Source organism: Natronolimnohabitans sp. A-GB9 (assembly GCF_030848565.1).
Classification (GTDB): Archaea; Halobacteriota; Halobacteria; order Halobacteriales; family Natrialbaceae; genus Natronolimnohabitans.
The window spans coordinates 186,657-201,783 of sequence record NZ_JAVDDV010000007.1; the positions used below are offsets into that span (position 1 = coordinate 186,657).

General features: G+C 66.2%; 16 protein-coding genes and 1 pseudogene. 12 read left to right on the forward strand and 5 right to left on the reverse strand.

Annotated elements, in window-relative coordinates:
• Positions 1 to 3 precede the first annotated feature (3 nt).
• Entirely contained in the window at positions 4 to 933 is a 930-nt protein-coding gene (ddh, locus tag RBH26_RS11780; RefSeq protein ID WP_306758492.1) for a D-2-hydroxyacid dehydrogenase, read from the reverse strand.
• 198 nt (positions 934 to 1,131) lie between these two features.
• The gene (locus RBH26_RS11785) at positions 1,132 to 2,487 is read right to left on the reverse strand and encodes an NUDIX domain-containing protein (RefSeq protein ID WP_306758494.1); all 1,356 of its coding nucleotides are present in this window, start codon (positions 2,485 to 2,487) and stop codon (positions 1,132 to 1,134) included.
• 199 nt (positions 2,488 to 2,686) lie between these two features.
• On the opposite strand from RBH26_RS11785, the pseudogene RBH26_RS11790 reads away from it, so the two are divergent.
• The 6 genes and pseudogenes from RBH26_RS11790 to RBH26_RS11815 form a co-directional block, all read left to right on the forward strand.
• A pseudogene (locus tag RBH26_RS11790) lies at positions 2,687 to 2,815 on the forward strand (YfcE family phosphodiesterase); the annotation flags it as partial.
• Positions 2,816 to 2,881: 66 nt separating this feature from the next.
• Positions 2,882 to 3,427: a ribbon-helix-helix protein, CopG family gene (locus RBH26_RS11795; protein ID WP_306758495.1), complete on the forward strand. Its 546-nt coding sequence runs from the start codon at positions 2,882 to 2,884 to the stop codon at positions 3,425 to 3,427.
• A gap of 303 nt (positions 3,428 to 3,730) precedes the next feature.
• The gene (locus RBH26_RS11800) at positions 3,731 to 4,936 is read left to right on the forward strand and encodes an Nramp family divalent metal transporter (protein ID WP_306758496.1); all 1,206 of its coding nucleotides are present in this window, start codon (positions 3,731 to 3,733) and stop codon (positions 4,934 to 4,936) included.
• A gap of 4 nt (positions 4,937 to 4,940) precedes the next feature.
• A complete protein-coding gene (locus RBH26_RS11805; RefSeq protein ID WP_306758497.1) occupies positions 4,941 to 7,052 on the forward strand; it encodes a hydantoinase/oxoprolinase family protein in 2,112 nt (703 codons plus the stop codon).
• Positions 7,052 to 8,713 (forward strand): hydantoinase B/oxoprolinase family protein, encoded by a 1,662-nt coding sequence (locus tag RBH26_RS11810; RefSeq protein WP_306758499.1) that lies wholly within the window; start codon positions 7,052 to 7,054, stop codon positions 8,711 to 8,713. The genes RBH26_RS11805 and RBH26_RS11810 overlap by 1 nt, the downstream gene beginning before the upstream one ends.
• A 7-nt stretch (positions 8,714 to 8,720) precedes the next feature.
• Positions 8,721 to 9,479 (forward strand): aspartate/glutamate racemase family protein, encoded by a 759-nt coding sequence (locus RBH26_RS11815; protein ID WP_306758500.1) that lies wholly within the window; start codon positions 8,721 to 8,723, stop codon positions 9,477 to 9,479.
• 96 nt (positions 9,480 to 9,575) lie between these two features.
• Here RBH26_RS11815 and RBH26_RS11820 read toward each other — a convergent pair whose 3' ends face one another.
• Together RBH26_RS11820 and RBH26_RS11825 are read right to left on the reverse strand one after the other, a co-directional pair.
• On the reverse strand, positions 9,576 to 9,839 hold the full coding sequence (locus RBH26_RS11820; RefSeq protein ID WP_306758501.1) for a hypothetical protein: 264 nt from the start codon (positions 9,837 to 9,839) through the stop codon (positions 9,576 to 9,578).
• Positions 9,814 to 10,185, reverse strand: a complete 372-nt coding sequence (locus tag RBH26_RS11825) for a helix-turn-helix domain-containing protein (protein ID WP_306758502.1) — start codon at positions 10,183 to 10,185, stop codon at positions 9,814 to 9,816. Before RBH26_RS11825 ends, RBH26_RS11820 begins: the two co-directional genes overlap by 26 nt.
• Before the next feature lie 114 nt (positions 10,186 to 10,299).
• Between RBH26_RS11825 and RBH26_RS11830 the strand changes: the two genes are divergently transcribed.
• The 3 genes from RBH26_RS11830 (at position 10,300) to RBH26_RS11840 (ending at position 13,083) form a co-directional block, all read left to right on the forward strand.
• A complete protein-coding gene (locus RBH26_RS11830; RefSeq protein ID WP_306758504.1) occupies positions 10,300 to 11,070 on the forward strand; it encodes a coenzyme F420-0:L-glutamate ligase in 771 nt (256 codons plus the stop codon).
• Between the two features lie 33 nt (positions 11,071 to 11,103).
• A complete protein-coding gene (locus RBH26_RS11835; RefSeq protein WP_306758505.1) occupies positions 11,104 to 11,886 on the forward strand; it encodes a methyltransferase domain-containing protein in 783 nt (260 codons plus the stop codon).
• Positions 11,887 to 12,069: 183 nt separating this feature from the next.
• Complete coding sequence (locus RBH26_RS11840; RefSeq protein WP_306758506.1) at positions 12,070 to 13,083, forward strand: 5,10-methylenetetrahydromethanopterin reductase; 1,014 nt, start codon at positions 12,070 to 12,072, stop codon at positions 13,081 to 13,083.
• A 27-nt stretch (positions 13,084 to 13,110) separates the two neighbouring features.
• Here the strand turns inward: RBH26_RS11840 and RBH26_RS11845 are convergent, their stop codons facing one another.
• Positions 13,111 to 13,311, reverse strand: a complete 201-nt coding sequence (locus tag RBH26_RS11845; RefSeq protein ID WP_306758507.1) for a hypothetical protein — start codon at positions 13,309 to 13,311, stop codon at positions 13,111 to 13,113.
• A gap of 131 nt (positions 13,312 to 13,442) precedes the next feature.
• Here RBH26_RS11845 and RBH26_RS11850 point away from each other — a divergent pair, with 131 nt between their 5' ends.
• From RBH26_RS11850 to RBH26_RS11860, 3 genes are all read left to right on the forward strand, one after another.
• Positions 13,443 to 13,643: a hypothetical protein gene (locus RBH26_RS11850; RefSeq protein WP_306758508.1), complete on the forward strand. Its 201-nt coding sequence runs from the start codon at positions 13,443 to 13,445 to the stop codon at positions 13,641 to 13,643.
• A gap of 117 nt (positions 13,644 to 13,760) precedes the next feature.
• A complete protein-coding gene (locus RBH26_RS11855; RefSeq protein ID WP_306758509.1) occupies positions 13,761 to 13,955 on the forward strand; it encodes a cold-shock protein in 195 nt (64 codons plus the stop codon).
• 198 nt (positions 13,956 to 14,153) lie between these two features.
• Positions 14,154 to 15,125, forward strand: coding sequence for an AAA family ATPase (locus RBH26_RS11860; protein WP_306758510.1), 972 nt, complete (start codon positions 14,154 to 14,156; stop codon positions 15,123 to 15,125).
• Positions 15,126 to 15,127 lie beyond the last annotated feature (2 nt).

The following is a 15,127-nucleotide window of genomic DNA, read 5'->3' on the forward strand; positions in this document are numbered from 1 at the left end:
GACTTACACCACGCGATTGTGTACGTCCTCGCCGCCCTCGAGTCGCGAGACGTTTTCGCGGACGATCTCGCCGACGTCGCGGTAGTAGTCCTCCGTGTAGGCCGCACAGTGGGGCGTGACGATCACCTCGTCGAGTTCCCACAGCGGCGACGACTCGGGCAAGGGTTCCGCCTCGAAGACGTCCAGTGCCGCACCCGTGATGGCTCCCGACTCGAGGGCGGCGATCAGCGCGTCCTGGTCGACGACGGCGCCGCGGGCGACGTTGACGAAGTAGGCGTCGTCACGCATCGTCTCGAAGGCCTCGGCGTCGAAGAGGTGGTGGGTCTCTTCGGTCAGCGGCACGGTGGCGACGACGAACTCGGCGTCGGCGATCGCCGCGTGGACGTCGTCGGTCGTGTAGATCTCCTCGAACCCGGGGACGGACTCGTCCGAGCGCCGGACGCCGGTGACCCGAACGCCGAGTGCGCCGACGGTCTCGGCGACGCCGCGGCCAAGCGTTCCCGTGCCAACGACACAGGCGGTCGTCCCCGGGAGCGTAAACGCCTCGTCCCACGCGGGTCGCTCCCAGCGACGCTCCTGTTGGTTGGCGGCGAGGTCGTGCAGTCGCCGTGAAAACGAGAGCAGATAGCCCGCGACCGTCTCGCCGACCGTTCGGTCGTGCATGCCCGTACTGTTGGTCAGGACCACGTCGTGTTCCTCGAACGCGTCGAACGGGAACCGATCGACACCCGCCTGGATGGAGTGGACCCACGCACACTCGAGAAGATCGCGGCGGTGCTCGACGGTCACGACGGCGTCGCAGGTCGCGATTTCGTCGTCGCTGATGACGTCGACGGTAACTGGGAGGTCGGCGAGGTAGTCGGCGAGTTCTCCCGGCGGAAACACTGCATCGACCGATTCGTGGACGCCGAGTCGCTCGAGGTCGAATTCCATAGCCAGCGGTACGCTCGAGTCAGGGTTGAAGGTTTGGGCAAAACCAACGATGACGCTCGGTGTCCGTCTCAGCGAAGGGGTGGCTCAGTAAAAGCTCTCATCACAAGGGGCTGAGTGGGGGTAACACTTCGTCATCGCCACCTACTGGAGGTTAGTCCGTCGCAGGCAAAAACCCCACGAATGGGACGGCAGCGAACACTATCGCCACGCCTCGAGGTCCCGTAACTCCGCGGCGACGTCTGCGACGTCGTCGGCCTCGAGGCGTCCGCGCTCGGTGACGAACTCGTCGACGCAGTCGGCGGGCGTCACGTCGAAGGTGGGATTCAAGACGTCGATCGGTGCGTCGCCGTCGTACACCGCGGATCGACCACCGGACTCGAGATTGACGTCCTCACGTGTCGACACCTTATCCGTCGCGGCGACGACCGAGACCGACACGTCCTCGCGGTCAGCGAGCAACGCCAGCGTCCGGGTGCCGGTCTTGTTCACGACGGCGCCGTCGGAACGTATCGTGTCGGCGCCGACGAGGACCCGATCGACGTCTTCTCTGGAGAGAACGTGTCCCACTGCCGCGTCGGTGTGGACCGTCACCGGGGCCTCGAACTCGTCGTCTGCGGCCAGTTCCTCGGCGACGTCGATCCCCTCCCCTGCGGGCCGGGATTCGGCGACGTAGACCCGGACGGGATCGCCACCACGCAGCGCCTTGAGGACGGTCCCCGACCGCGAGAGGGTCATGACCGACCCCTCGAGGCGGTCGCTCGCGTTTGCGGCGGCCTCGGCGTCGGCCGTCGCCGCTCGCTCGATTCCCGACAGCGCGGCCTCGAGAACGGCCGGAGCGCCGGGCGTCACACCGTCGCTTGTAGCTGCCCCTGTCTCGGCCATCACGCGGTTCACTCGGTTTCGCAGGACTGCCATCGAGGGTCGGGCCTCGAGCAGTCGTCCGGCGAGTTCGGCGAGTTCGTCCCACTCTTCGTCGGGGTCGGCGCCGAACTCGGCCCGTTCGGCGACGAGCAGTCCGGCCCGATCGCGCAACACCTCGAGGGCTCGAAGGGAGAGAGACGCGGCCCCGTGTTCGTCGTCGGCCGCGATCGATCGCACCGTCGGTGCGACGCGCTCGTAGGCGGTCCACAGCTCCGGCACCGTCTTGCGGTCGGCAACGGCGAGGTCGTCGCCGGCGTGGTCCTCGAGATCGAGGATCGCCGTCGGCGAGACCCACTCGGAAGCGTCGTGTTCCTCGCTCAGATCGATCTCGCGTGAGGTGGCGTCGAACAGGTATGGATGGACGACCCACTCGCGTTCGAGCTCCGGGTCCTCGAACTCGACCGGCCGACCCGAGCGGACGAGCGAGACCGACTCACCGGGCTCGAGGCCGGTTTCCTCGCGGATCTCGACGCGGACCTGTTCGTCGGGCGCGCCCTCCGCGAAACCGGAGACGCCACCCCACTGTCCCTGGTAGGTGCCGACGGCATCGCTGCGCTGGAAGAGGAGGACGGAACCGCGATGGCGAAGGAACGCGGTAACGACGTGTGTCGGTTCGTCGGTGGGAGCGGTCATACCGGATCCATCGCGTGCCCGACGGGTCTCTGTTTCGGACGCGTCCGACGACCGTCGGATCGTTATTGTTAGTCTAGGTAGTGTAAAAATATATTTTTAGATGAGTTTCAAAACAGTTATCATATAGAACGTTCATCTGCGATAACGCCCGCCGATAGCTCGTGGCACACGGGGCTACGACACGGTCGTCGAGGGCGGCTCGTCCGGCGACGGTATCCGCGTGCTCAACCCCGGCAGCGCGACGGGTGCCAGCCCCGCCAGCCGCGAGACGATGCTCGTCGCGACCGTCGACGACGGGACTCTCGAGGTCGAATGCCGCTCCGAATGACCACCAGTCGACCCGCTTTTCGGCGTATGCCGTGAACTATACCCGTCTCGACGCGCATCTACAGACATGACACAGCGTGTTACGGTGTCGCTCGACGACGACTCGAGCGCCGCGCTCGAGACGCTGGTGGCTGAGACGGGGAACGGACAAAGCGAGATCGTCCGCCGTGCGCTCACCTTCTATGCGGCGAACTTCGAGGCAGCGAGTGGCCGCCCAAGCGACAACTTAGAGCAGTACTATCAGATGCTGACCTCGGGCGAGCACGTCTTACTGGACGTCGACTTTCTGCATGCCTTCCTCGAGTACTGCTACGACGGTGGCGATCCCGACCCGGAGTTCATCGCGGCAGCCGACCGCGTCTCCGACTACCACGCCCGTGAGTACGGTAAGCGATTCGAGAGCGTCGGCGAACTGCTCGAATGGCTTTCGTTCTGTGGCTTTCTCGAGGTCCGCCGGGAGGAAGGCGACGTCTACCACATCGTGTTCCCCTCGAAGGCGATTCGCTGGTTCATGACCCGGTTTATCGAGCGCAGCACGGTCGAAATGCCGGTCGAGATCGAGATCGAACGCGGCGTCTCGAAGGTGTTTATCACCGAACGACCACCTGAGTGAGAGTGTCAGACGATACGGACGCGAACAGACTGTCGGACGATCGGACAAACGGCCATCACGACGGCGACGGACCGTGCGATGCGACCCGGCGGATTCCGACTGTTGTCCGAGAGTCGGACCGCCCTCGAGAGCGGGATCGAACGGCGTTCTCGAGCGAGCCCGAGAGTTCCGGCCGTTCGTTCACACGCATTCATACTACTTCATAACTCAAACATAACGAACGGTCGTTATCTAGTGGACGTATGTCCACCTCTTAACAAGGTTTTTGGTTCCCTCAGCGAGCAATGTATGTGGACACATATCATGGGTATTGTCGACCGACTGAAAGCGATCGGGCCGGGCGCGCTGGTGGCAGCGGCGTTCGTCGGTCCGGGAACTGTGACGACCGCGAGCGTGATCGGCGCGGAGTATGCGTATCTGCTCGTGTGGACGATCGCGTTCTCGATTCTGGCGACGATCGTCCTCCAGGAGATGAGCGCGCGACTCGGTCTGATCACGAAGGAGGGATTGGGTGAAGCGTTCCGAAGCGAATTCGACAACCCGTTTGCGAAAGGGGCAACGGTGGTCCTCGTCGTGAGCGCGATCGGAATCGGAACGGCGGCGTTCCAGACGGGCAACATCGTCGGCGGCGCCGCGGGGCTGGCGACGATCACCGGCGTCAGTGAGAACGTCTGGGGGCCGCTGATCGGGCTGGTCGCCGCCGGACTGCTCTGGACGGGCAACTACAAACTGATCGAGCGGGTCTTCATCGGACTCGTGATCGTCATGGGGCTTGCGTTCGTGCTCAACGCGATCATCGTTCGCCCCGATCCCTTCGCGCTCGGGGGCGGACTCGTGCCGACGGTTCCCGACGGATCGGCCTACCTGATCGCCGGCCTCATCGGGACCACCGTCGTCGGCTACAATCTCTTCTTGCACGCAAGCACCGTCCAGGAGCGATGGGACGGCGCCAGCGACCTCGCCGAGTGTCGCACCGACACGATCGGGATGATCGTCGTCGGCGGAGTCATCACGACGGCGATCGTCGTCACCGCCGCCGCGGTGTTCCCGGCGGGCACCGAGATCGGCGACGTCGGCGAGATGGCCAACCAGCTAGAGCCCGTCTTCGGCGGCTACGCGCTGACGTTCTTCGCGATCGGTCTCTTCGCAGCCGGCTTTACGAGCGCGATGAGCGCGCCGCTTGCCGGCGCCTACGCCACCGCGGGCGCACTCGGCTGGGAGCGCGACCTGAAATCGACCCGGTTCCGGGCGATCTGGATGACGATCCTCGGCGTGGGCATCGTCTTCTCGGCGCTCGACTACAACCCCGTCGAGGTCATCGTCTTCGCACAGGTCGCGAACGGTCTCCTGTTGCCGATCCTGGCGGTCTTCCTCATCTACGCGATGAACAACGACGAGCTGTTAGGCGAGCACACGAACAGCTCGCTCCAGAACCTGCTTGGCGGGATCGTCACGCTCGTCGTGGTCGGTATCGGTTTGCAGACGCTGTACGACGTTCTCGTACTCTAACCAGATGACAAACGAAAACGACTTCGACACGACGGACTCCGTATCGACGACCGACCACGCCAGCACGCTCCGATCCGACGGCGGAACGGAGCCCTCGAGTGCCGATCCGGACACCCGGATCGGCGTCGACGTCGGCGGTACCTTCACCGACGTCGCCCTCTCGGTCGACGACAGCCTCGTCACCGCGAAGGTGCCCTCGACCGAGCCCCAACACCTGGGCGTCCTCGAGGGACTGTACAAGGCCTGTGACGACGCTGGCATCGACCCCGGCGAGATCGACGACTTCGCACACGCGATGACCGTCTCGGTCAACGCCTTGCTCGAGCGCGGCGGCGCGAAGACGGCGCTGGTCACGACCGACGGGTTCCGGGACGTCCTCGAGATCGGCCGCCAGGATCGGCCCGACCTGTACGACCTCGAGGCCGAGAAGCCCGAACCGCTGGTCCCTCGCGAGCGACGGTTCGAGGTGAGCGAGCGAACGACGGCCGACGGCGTCGAGGAGGCTGTCGACCCCGAGGACGTACGGGACCTCGCGGCGACGCTTCGCGAGTCCGACGTCGAGGCCGTCGCGGTCTCCCTGCTTCACTCCTATGCTGATCCCGAGAACGAACGACTCGTGGCCGAGACGCTGCGCGAGGAACTCGAGGTTCCCGTGTCGGCGTCCCACGAAGTGCTCGCGGAGTTTCGCGAGTTCGAGCGGACGTCGACGACCGCCGTCGACGCCTACGTCCGTCCGGCGATCGACCGCTACGTTGGTCGTCTCGTCGAGGAAGCCGAAGATGCAGGCGTCCCGGCGCCACGGATCATGCAGGCAAACGGCGGCATCGCCGACCCCGAGACCGTCCGGGAACACGCCGTCACGACGACGCTGTCGGGGCCCGCCGCGGGCGTCGTCGGCGCCGCCGCGACGGTCGACGACACGGACGTCGAGGGCCTCGTCACCTTCGACATGGGCGGGACCTCGAGCGACGTCAGTCTCGTCCGTGACGGGCAGGCCGCACGGACGACCGACGCCGAGATCGACGGCCTTCCGATCCGAACGCCGATGGTCGACGTCAACACCGTCGGCGCTGGCGGCGGCTCGATCGCCTGGGTCGACGCCGGCGGCGCCCTCAGAGTCGGCCCCCGATCGTCTGGCGCCGAACCCGGACCCGTCTGTTATGGAAAAGGCGGCACCGAACCCACTGTCACCGACGCCAACGTCGTCCTCGGCTACATCGGCCCCGAGACGGCTCTTGGCGGCGAAATGACCCTAGACGTCGAGGCGGCCCACGACGCCCTCGAGCGACTCGCCGACGAAGCCGGTCTCGACAGCGCACTCGAGGCCGCACGGGGTGTCTATCGCGTCGCGAACGCGACGATGACCCGAACGATCCGCTCGGTGACGGTCGAACGGGGTCACGACCCCCGCGAATTCGCGCTCGTCGCCTTCGGCGGCGCCGGACCGATGCACGCCGCCGCACTTGCGGACTCACTCGAGGTGGATCGCGTCGTCGTCCCGCGGCCGGGTGGCGTCCTCTCGGCGTTCGGACTGCTCGCGGCCGACGAAAGCTACGACGCCGTCCGGACAGTCGGAGTGCGTCTCTATGATGCGGATCCCGACGACCTCGAGGCCGTCTACGACGAGCTCGTGGCGGACGTCCTCGCGGACGCCTCCGACCCCGACGCGGCCCGCATCGAGCGGGCAGCCGACTGCCGGTACGCGGGCCAGAGCTTCGAGCTGACCGTCCCCGTCGACGAGTCGTTCGACCCGGCGGCAGTCGCACAACGGTTCCACGAGGCCCACGAACGCGCCTACGGCTACGCGATGGACGAGTCGATCGAGGTCGTCAACCTCCGGGCGACGGCGACGGTGCCGGGCACGGAGCCGACGGTCCGCCACGACGGCCCCGGTGGCGCCCTCGTCGGCACCCGGGACGCACACTTCCCCGGGTCCGGCACCGAGCCACGGAAGACGACCGTCTACGACCGGGACCGCCTCGAGGCCGGCGCGACCATCTCCGGCCCCGCGGTCCTCGAACAGGCCGAGAGCACGACCGTCGTCCCGCCGACGTGGGCGGGCGAGATACTCGCGGACGGAACCCTTGTGATGACCCGAGAGGGGGTGGACAACTGATGACACAATCGACGACCGACGCCGACGACAGCGGTATCGATCCGGTGACCCTCGAGGTGTTGCGCAACCAACTCGAGAGCGTCGCCGAAGAGATGGGACAGACCCTGATTCGGGGTGCCTACTCGCCAAACATCAAGGAACGGCGGGACTGCTCGACGGCGCTGTTCGACGCCGAGGGGCGAATGATCGCCCAGGCCGAACACATCCCGGTTCACCTGGGCGCGATGCCCGCCGCCGTCGACGCCGTCCTCGACTGCGACCCACAGCCGGGCGACGTCTTCGTCCTCAACGATCCGTTCCAGGGCGGGACGCACCTGCCGGACGTGACGATGGTATCGCCGATCGCACCCGACGCCGACGACGCGGCCGGCGACGAAAGTGATATCGTCGGCTTCGCCGTCTCGCGGGCCCACCACGCCGACGTCGGAGGAATGACCCCCGGCAGCATGCCCGCCGGCGCCCAGGAGATCTACCAGGAGGGCCTTCGGCTGCCGCCGACGCGACTCGTCGAGGGCGGCAAGCCTCGCGAGGACGTCCGCTCGCTCGTCCTCGCGAACGTCCGCAACGCGGGGGAGCGACAGGCCGACCTCCGCGCCCAGCAGGCGGCGAACGAACGCGCCGAGGAGCGACTCGCCGCGCTGTTCGACGAGCACGGCCGCGAGACCGTCCTCTCCGGGTTCGACGCCGTGATCGACTACTCCCGCGAGCGAATCGCCGACGAGATCGCGTCATTGCCGGACGGAACCTACCGGGCCAGCGACGTCCTCGAGGGCGACGGCGTCACCGACGACGACGTCGAGATCGCGGTCACGGTGACGATCGACGGCGCGGAGATCGACGTCGACTTCTCGGGAACTGACGGCCAACTCGACGGTAACCTGAACGCGCCGCTGGCAGTAGCGAAAAGCGCGGTCTACTTCGTCGTGCGCTGTATCACCGATCCCGAGATCCCCCCGAACCACGGCTGTTACGAACCGGTCGAGGTCAACGCACCCGACGGCACGCTGTTGAACCCCGAGCCGCCCGCGGCGGTCGTCGGCGGCAACGTCGAGACCAGCCAGCGTGTCACCGACGTCGTCTTTACGGCGTTCGCGAAGGCCGCACCCGACCGCGTCCCGGCCCAGGGCCAGGGGACGATGAACAACCTCACGATCGGCGCCCGGGACGGCTCCTTTACCTACTACGAGACGATCGGCGGCGGCTTCGGCGCGCGTGCCAACCGCGACGGGATGGACGGCGTCCAGGTCGGGATGACCAACACGCTGAACACCCCCGTCGAGTCGATCGAGACCGAGTATCCCCTGCGGGTCGAACGCTACGCGCTCCGGCCCGACAGCGGCGGCCGCGGCCGGTTCCGTGGCGGCCTCGGCCTCGAGCGAACCGTCACCGTCGAGAAAGACGCGACAGTCTCGCTGCTGACCGAACGCCGGCGCCACGGGCCAAGAGGCGTCGCTGGCGGCGAGGACGGCGCGACCGGCGAAAACCTGATCGACGGTGAGTCGGTTTCAGCGAAGACGACCGTCGACGTGGAGGCGGGAACGACAGTGACGGTCCGTACTCCTGGTGGCGGCGGCCACGGCGAACCCGACGAACGCGACGATTCGTCCCTCGAGGCCGACCGCGTCGCCGGGAAACGAACCGACGCAAACGACGGAGTGTGATCGATCGATGACCGAGGGTTCCGACGTCGACGCGGCCGAGACGCCCGACGTGTGCGGCCGCCTGGGTCTGATCGTCCCCTCCTCGAATACGACGGCCGAACCGGAGTTTCGACGTGCCCTCCCGGAGGCGGTCACAGTCCACGGCGCGCGGATGGCACTCGAGTCGGTGACCGTCGACGCGCTCGACGCGATGAGCGACGACGCCGCACGAGCGGCCGAACTGCTCGGCCACGCCAACGTCGATGTGGTCGCCTACGCCTGTACGACCGGGAGCCTGATCCACGGTCCGGGGTTCGACGCCGAACTCGAGGACCGACTGCGGGAGGCAGCCGGCGTCCCTGCCGTCGCGACAGCTCGCTCGGTTGTCCGCGCACTCGAGGCCCTCGAGGCCGACCGAATCGCCGTCGTCACGCCGTACACTTCCGATCTCGACGACAAGGAGCGGGACTTCCTCGAGGCCAGTGGTGTCGAGGTCGCCGCGATCGACGGCCGCGGACTCGAGGCGAACACGGCGATCGGTTCGCTGACACCCGGCGACGCCAGCCGACAGGTCCGCGAGTTCGTCGGCGACGCGGACGATCTCGACGCCGTCTTCGTCTCCTGTACGAACTACCGGTCGCTTGCCGCCGTCGACGAACTCGAGTCGAAACTGGGGGTGCCGGTGATCACCAGCAACGGTGCGACGCTGTGGGACGCCTGCCGAGCGTCGGGACTCGAGGTCGCTCTCGACGGAGTAGGGACATTGTTCGAACGGGATCATCAATAACGTCGAGTGATACTGTCGGACAAAACTCCTCAACGTCGGTCGCACTACTGCGACCGTCGGTTCACTGACTGCTGTCAGACAGTATAAGATCTCCGTTCACTCACGGAGATAGCCGGTGAGCCGATCGACTACCTGGTCTAGCGGAGCGTGTTCCACGCGTCCGAACCAGTCGAGAATATCGCCGTGTGACAGAGAGACGACGCCCCAGGGAACGAAAAAGCTCCGTTTCGGTAGCCCACCATCGATGAAATCGTCTTCGGAGAGCGGAATCGTCTCGTCGTGCCAGGTCCGTGTCGTCAACGTCACTGCGATGTACTGTTCCCCATCTCGTATTTCATTCGTCTTCGTCCCCTCGCTCACCTGGGTGATTCGCGTCGGTACCGGCCTCGCGCCACGCGTCCATATCCTCCGTTCCGAGCTGTTCGTTGAGGGCATCGAGGCTGCGTCCGAAATCGAACGCTGACCGGATCCGCTGGCGCTCGCCGGCGGCCCAGTACGGCGGTTTGTGGCGAACCAGGTTGCGGTCTTTTAACCGGCTCAATACGGCGCTGACTGCGTTCGGATCGATGTCCGTCGAATCGGCGATCTCCTGTCGCCGGAACGCCTTATCGTCGTTCGCTACGAGAAAGGAGAGCACTCGCTCCGCCTGCGTCCGCTCCGTTTCGAACTCCGTTTCCCGCTCAAACGTCTCGATATCGATCGGCATACTTCTGTTTTCGTGTTTGGAGAGTATGTTTGTTTTCCTCGTTTGGGCGTGTCGCCGTCTCGAGAGGGAAACGTCGTTCGGTCACTTTTTGCCAGCGCTGTTCCACCCACCGATATGGAACTCATCCCAGTGACGGGCCTGCCCGAGGTCCGTCCCGGCGACGACATCGCCGCCCTCGTCGCTGACCGGATCGACCTCGAGGCCGGCGACGTCCTCACCGTCGCGAGCACGATCGTCTCGAAGGCCGAAGGCCGAACGGCGGACTTAGCGGAGTACCCCGTCAGCGGTCGGGCCCGGGAGATCGCCGACCGACTCGAGGAGTTCACCGGCGAGGAGAAAGATCCGCGGTTCGCCCAGGCGATCCTCGACGAGAGTTCGGAACTGCTGATCGAGGCACCGTTCGTGCTTTCCGAAACGCGGTTCGGTCACATCGCTCCGAACGCCGGGATCGACCGCTCGAACGTGCCCGACCACGACATCCTGTTACTCCCCAGAAAGCCGTCCGAGAGCGCCGAACGGATCCGGTCCGGACTCGCCGACCGCGGCCACGAGGACGTCGCGGTGATCGTTACGGACACCTGCGGACGGCCGTTCCGCCACGGGCAGACCGGCGTCGCGATCGGCTGGGCGGGGATGCCTGCCAGCCGGGACTGGCGCGGCGAGACGGACCGCGACGGCCACGAACTCGGTGTCACCGTCCAGTCGGTCGTCGACGAACTCGCGGCCGCCGCGAATCTCGTGACGGGCGAGGGTGCCGGTGGCGTTCCTGCCGTCGTCGTCCGCGATTGGGAGTTCGGCGACCACGAAGGCAGCGACGAACTGTTCAGGAACGTCACGGACGACCTCGTGCGCGAGGCGCTCCGGGAGTGGGAGTTCGACGGCTGATACTCAAGGGTGATGCGACCGTACGATGCGTCGATGGACGCGACCGCGCCGGAGTACGTCTGTCGGCACTGCGACCGGCACCTCAACTGGCAGGAAGATGCGTTGTGCTGTCCGAACTGCGAGCAAACCGTCCCCCTCGAGGACGGAATCCCGCGGTTTCCCACACCCGAGGTGACGGGATCGTCCGGAACCGTTTTCGACTGGCTGGCACCCGTCTACGAGACGCCGCTGTGGTTCGAGCCGCTGTACCGGTTCGTCGGCGGTCCCACCGCACCGTGGAACGATCGCTCGCGGATCGCGTCGCTGCTCGACCTCGAGGACGACGGTCGGGACGTCACCGTCCTCGACGTCGCGTGCGGAACCGGACGGTTCACCCGCCACATCGCTGACGACGTCGGGTCCGTCACCGGGATCGACATCGCCGATGGCATGCTCGAGCGGGCCCAACGCTACGCCGGCCGGGACGGGATCGACGACGTCGCGTTCGCGCGAATGAGCGCCGACGAGCTGTGGTTCGATGCGGACGCGTTCGACCGAGTGGCCTGTTGCTGGGCGCTACATCTCTTTCCGGACGTCGACGCGGCACTGGGGGAGATCCACCGTGTCCTGCAACCTGGCGGTCGGTTCGCCGGCGGCGCACTCGTCGACGAGTTCGTGTTCGACGTCCCGCCGGTTCGAGCGGTCGCTCGCGGAGCGCTCGACGCAGAGCCCTTCGACGTCGAGGGCCTTCGCGAGCGGCTTCGAGCGGCCGGGTTCTCGCGGATCGACTTCGATCGCCGCGGCGCGGCACTGTTCTTCCGGGCGGACGTCGAGTAGACCGCTAGAGTCAGCGCCACCGACGTTACTCTCCGGTGACGGTGGGCTTTTTACTGCGCTACCCTACCCTGCGGACATGAACCGACAGACGGTATCGGCTCGAGTCGCCGGTCGCGTTCGGAACGCGTTCGGCACGCTCGAGTTCGATCACGACGACCGATCGATCGAGCGACGGGTGATCGAATGAGCGACGCGAACGACGCGACCTGGGCTGTCGAACTCACCCCCGAGCATCCGACCGAGCGCATCGCCGACCTGGCGGCGCTGGCCGAGGCCGAAGGGTACGATATCGCCTTCTCGAGCAGCCACTACTTCAACCGGGATCCGTTCGTCACGCTCACGCGGATGGCCGACGCGACCGACGAGTTACGCCTCGGGCCGGGGATCGTCAACCCCTACGAGGTCCACCCCGTGAAACTCGCCGCCCAGACCGCGACGATCGACGAGGTCAGCGACGGCCGCGCCGTCTTCGGCGTCGGCGCCGGCGATCGGTCGACGCTGTCGAACCTCGGCGTCGAGCGCGACAGCCCGCTCCGTCGCGTCCTCGAGACGTTCAAACTCGCCCAGGACCTCTGGGACGGCGAGACCGTCACCCACGAGGGGACGTTCACCGCCCGGGACGCCTCGCTGAATCTCGAGACGCCCTCCGAGGAGATCCCCGTCTACGTCGGTGCACAGGGACCACACATGCTTCGGATGAGCGCGAAACACGCAGACGGCGTGTTGGTCAACGCGGCCCACCCCACCGACCTCGAGTGGGCCGCCGGCCAACTCGAGCAGGGGCTCGCGGAGCGTCCCGACGAGCGCGGCGACTTCGAGTCGCTTGCCTTCGCGAGTACGAGCGTCGCCGAAACCGAGGATGCGGCCCGCGAGGCTGCCCGCCCGCCCGTCGCCTTTATCGTCGGCGGCGCAGCAGAACCCGTCCTCGAGCGCCACGATATCGACCGCGAGGCCGCACGCGACGTCAGCGAGGCCCTCGAACGAGGCGACCTGAACGAGGCCTTCGGCCACGTGACGCCCGAGATGATCGACGCCTTCTGTATCGCCGGGACGACCGAGACGGTCGCCGACCGGTTCGAAGCCATTCTCGAGTACGTCGACGGTATCGTCGTCGGCTCGCCGCTGGGGCCGGACCTCGAGGACGCGGTAGTCCGGGCCAGCGACGCGCTTGCGACTGCGACGGGACGAGAGGAGTAGTACTGTCGGCGAATCGATTCGACCGGATTAGCTCGAACTCGAGGAGAAGAGACTCCCGATGGCGCCGAGCGTGAGGACGCCGAAGACGCCGAGCGTGAAGACGACCAGGATCGTCCCGACGAGAACGAGTAGCGGTGCGAGCCCCTCTCCCATCGCGACGTCGGAGAAGTACTCGTTCATTTCGACGATGTTGTCGACGATAACGTTCATCGGTGTGATGGTGTCCATGTTCGGGGGTTGTCACCGATGGTACTTGGCCGTGCCGGTCCTGTGTCGCGCGTTGCCAGCCCCGCGGTCGGCGATCGGCGGTCAGTGACGATAGCAAACCGTATAAGCCACCACCGGTCGTAGACGCGGTCGTGACCGACGACGCGACGCTCTCGGAGTTCGTGGGGGAAACCGGGGAAACGGACGGCGACGACGCCGACGCGACGGCCATCGATTCGGGGCTCTCGACGTACGCCTGGGGTGCGTACACCTGTAGTCGCTGCGACAGCGACGTCGAACGCGTCTGGCGCGAGGACGGCTCGTTGGTCTGTCCTGACTGCAAATCCTGGTGATCTCACGCCAAACCCCTACGATCGGCCTTGTGAGACGATAACGAGCCGGTTCGATGGGGCGGCCTGCGAATGTCCTCCCGAAGCTTTATATCTCCGTCGTGGTTTTATACAGGTGCAATGGCGAAAGGTACGGTCGAATTCTTCAACGACACTGGCGGCTACGGGTTTATCGAGACTGAGGACGCGGACGAGGACGTCTTCTTCCACATGGAAGACGTCGGTGGCCCCGATCTCGAAGAGGGGCAGGAGGTCGAGTTCGACATCGAGGAGGCCGAAAAAGGCCCCCGAGCGACGAACCTCGAGCGTCTGTAAGGCGTCGCTGGTAGTGGTATCGCTTTCTGATCGTTACAACTGACACAGCGACGGCTCCAGGCGGATACCACCGGAGACGACCGTCGTCGACGCTGTACAGTCGTTCGACCTGACGCAAAGCATATGTCCTGGAGTCACAACTGACGCAGTGATGAGCGGTTCGACCAGGTCCCCGGCGGTCGTGATCGTGTTCGAGCTATGACTGACGCGAACTATCCGCCCCAGGCCGACGGTCGGGCGAGTACGCCCCTCGAGGTATCGACGGTGGCCGACCTCTGTGCCGAGATCGAGGCAAACGTCGCCGAGGTGATCGTCGGCCACGAAGACGTAATCGAACACGTCGTCACCGCGATGTTCGGACGCGGTCACGTCTTGCTCGACGACGTCCCGGGCGTCGGCAAGACGATGCTCGCTCGATCGATCGCGACCTCGATCGACTCGACGTTTCGTCGCGTCCAGTTTACCCCCGATCTCCTCCCGACCGACGTCACCGGCGTGAACGTCTTCAACCAGAAGACCCGCGAGTTCGAGTTCCAGCCCGGTCCCGTCTTCGGTAACTTCGTCCTCGCAGACGAGATCAACCGCGCGCCGGCGAAAACGCAGTCGGCGCTGCTCGAGGCCATGGAAGAAGCACAGGTCACTGTCGACGGCGAGACCCGCGACCTGCCCGAGCCGTTTACCGTGGTCGCCACCCAAAACGCCGTCGAGCCGAACCAGACCTACGATCTGCCGTTCGCCGAACTCGATCGGTTCATGAAAAAACTCCGTCTGGGCTACCCAGATCCCGAAGCGGAGGTCGAGTTGCTCGGACGGACGGTCGGCGAACACCCGATCGAGACCCTCGAGCCGGTCACCGATCTCGAGACGGTCGTCGCCGCCCGCGAGACCGTCGCGAGCGTTCGCGTCGAGGAGCCACTCCGGGAGTACGCGACGCGGCTGGTCGGGTACACTCGCGAACACGCACGCGTCGGCGTCAGCCCCCGCGGAACGATCGCGCTCTTGCGGGCCGCACAGGCCCGAGCCGCCACCGACGGCCGCGACTACGTGCGCCCGGACGACGTTCGGACGGAGGCTCCCGTCGTTCTGCCCCACCGGATCAAGACGACCGACCGGGACCGCGACGGCGCGACGGTCGTCGAGAACGCCCTCGAGCGCGTCCCCGTCGAGTAACG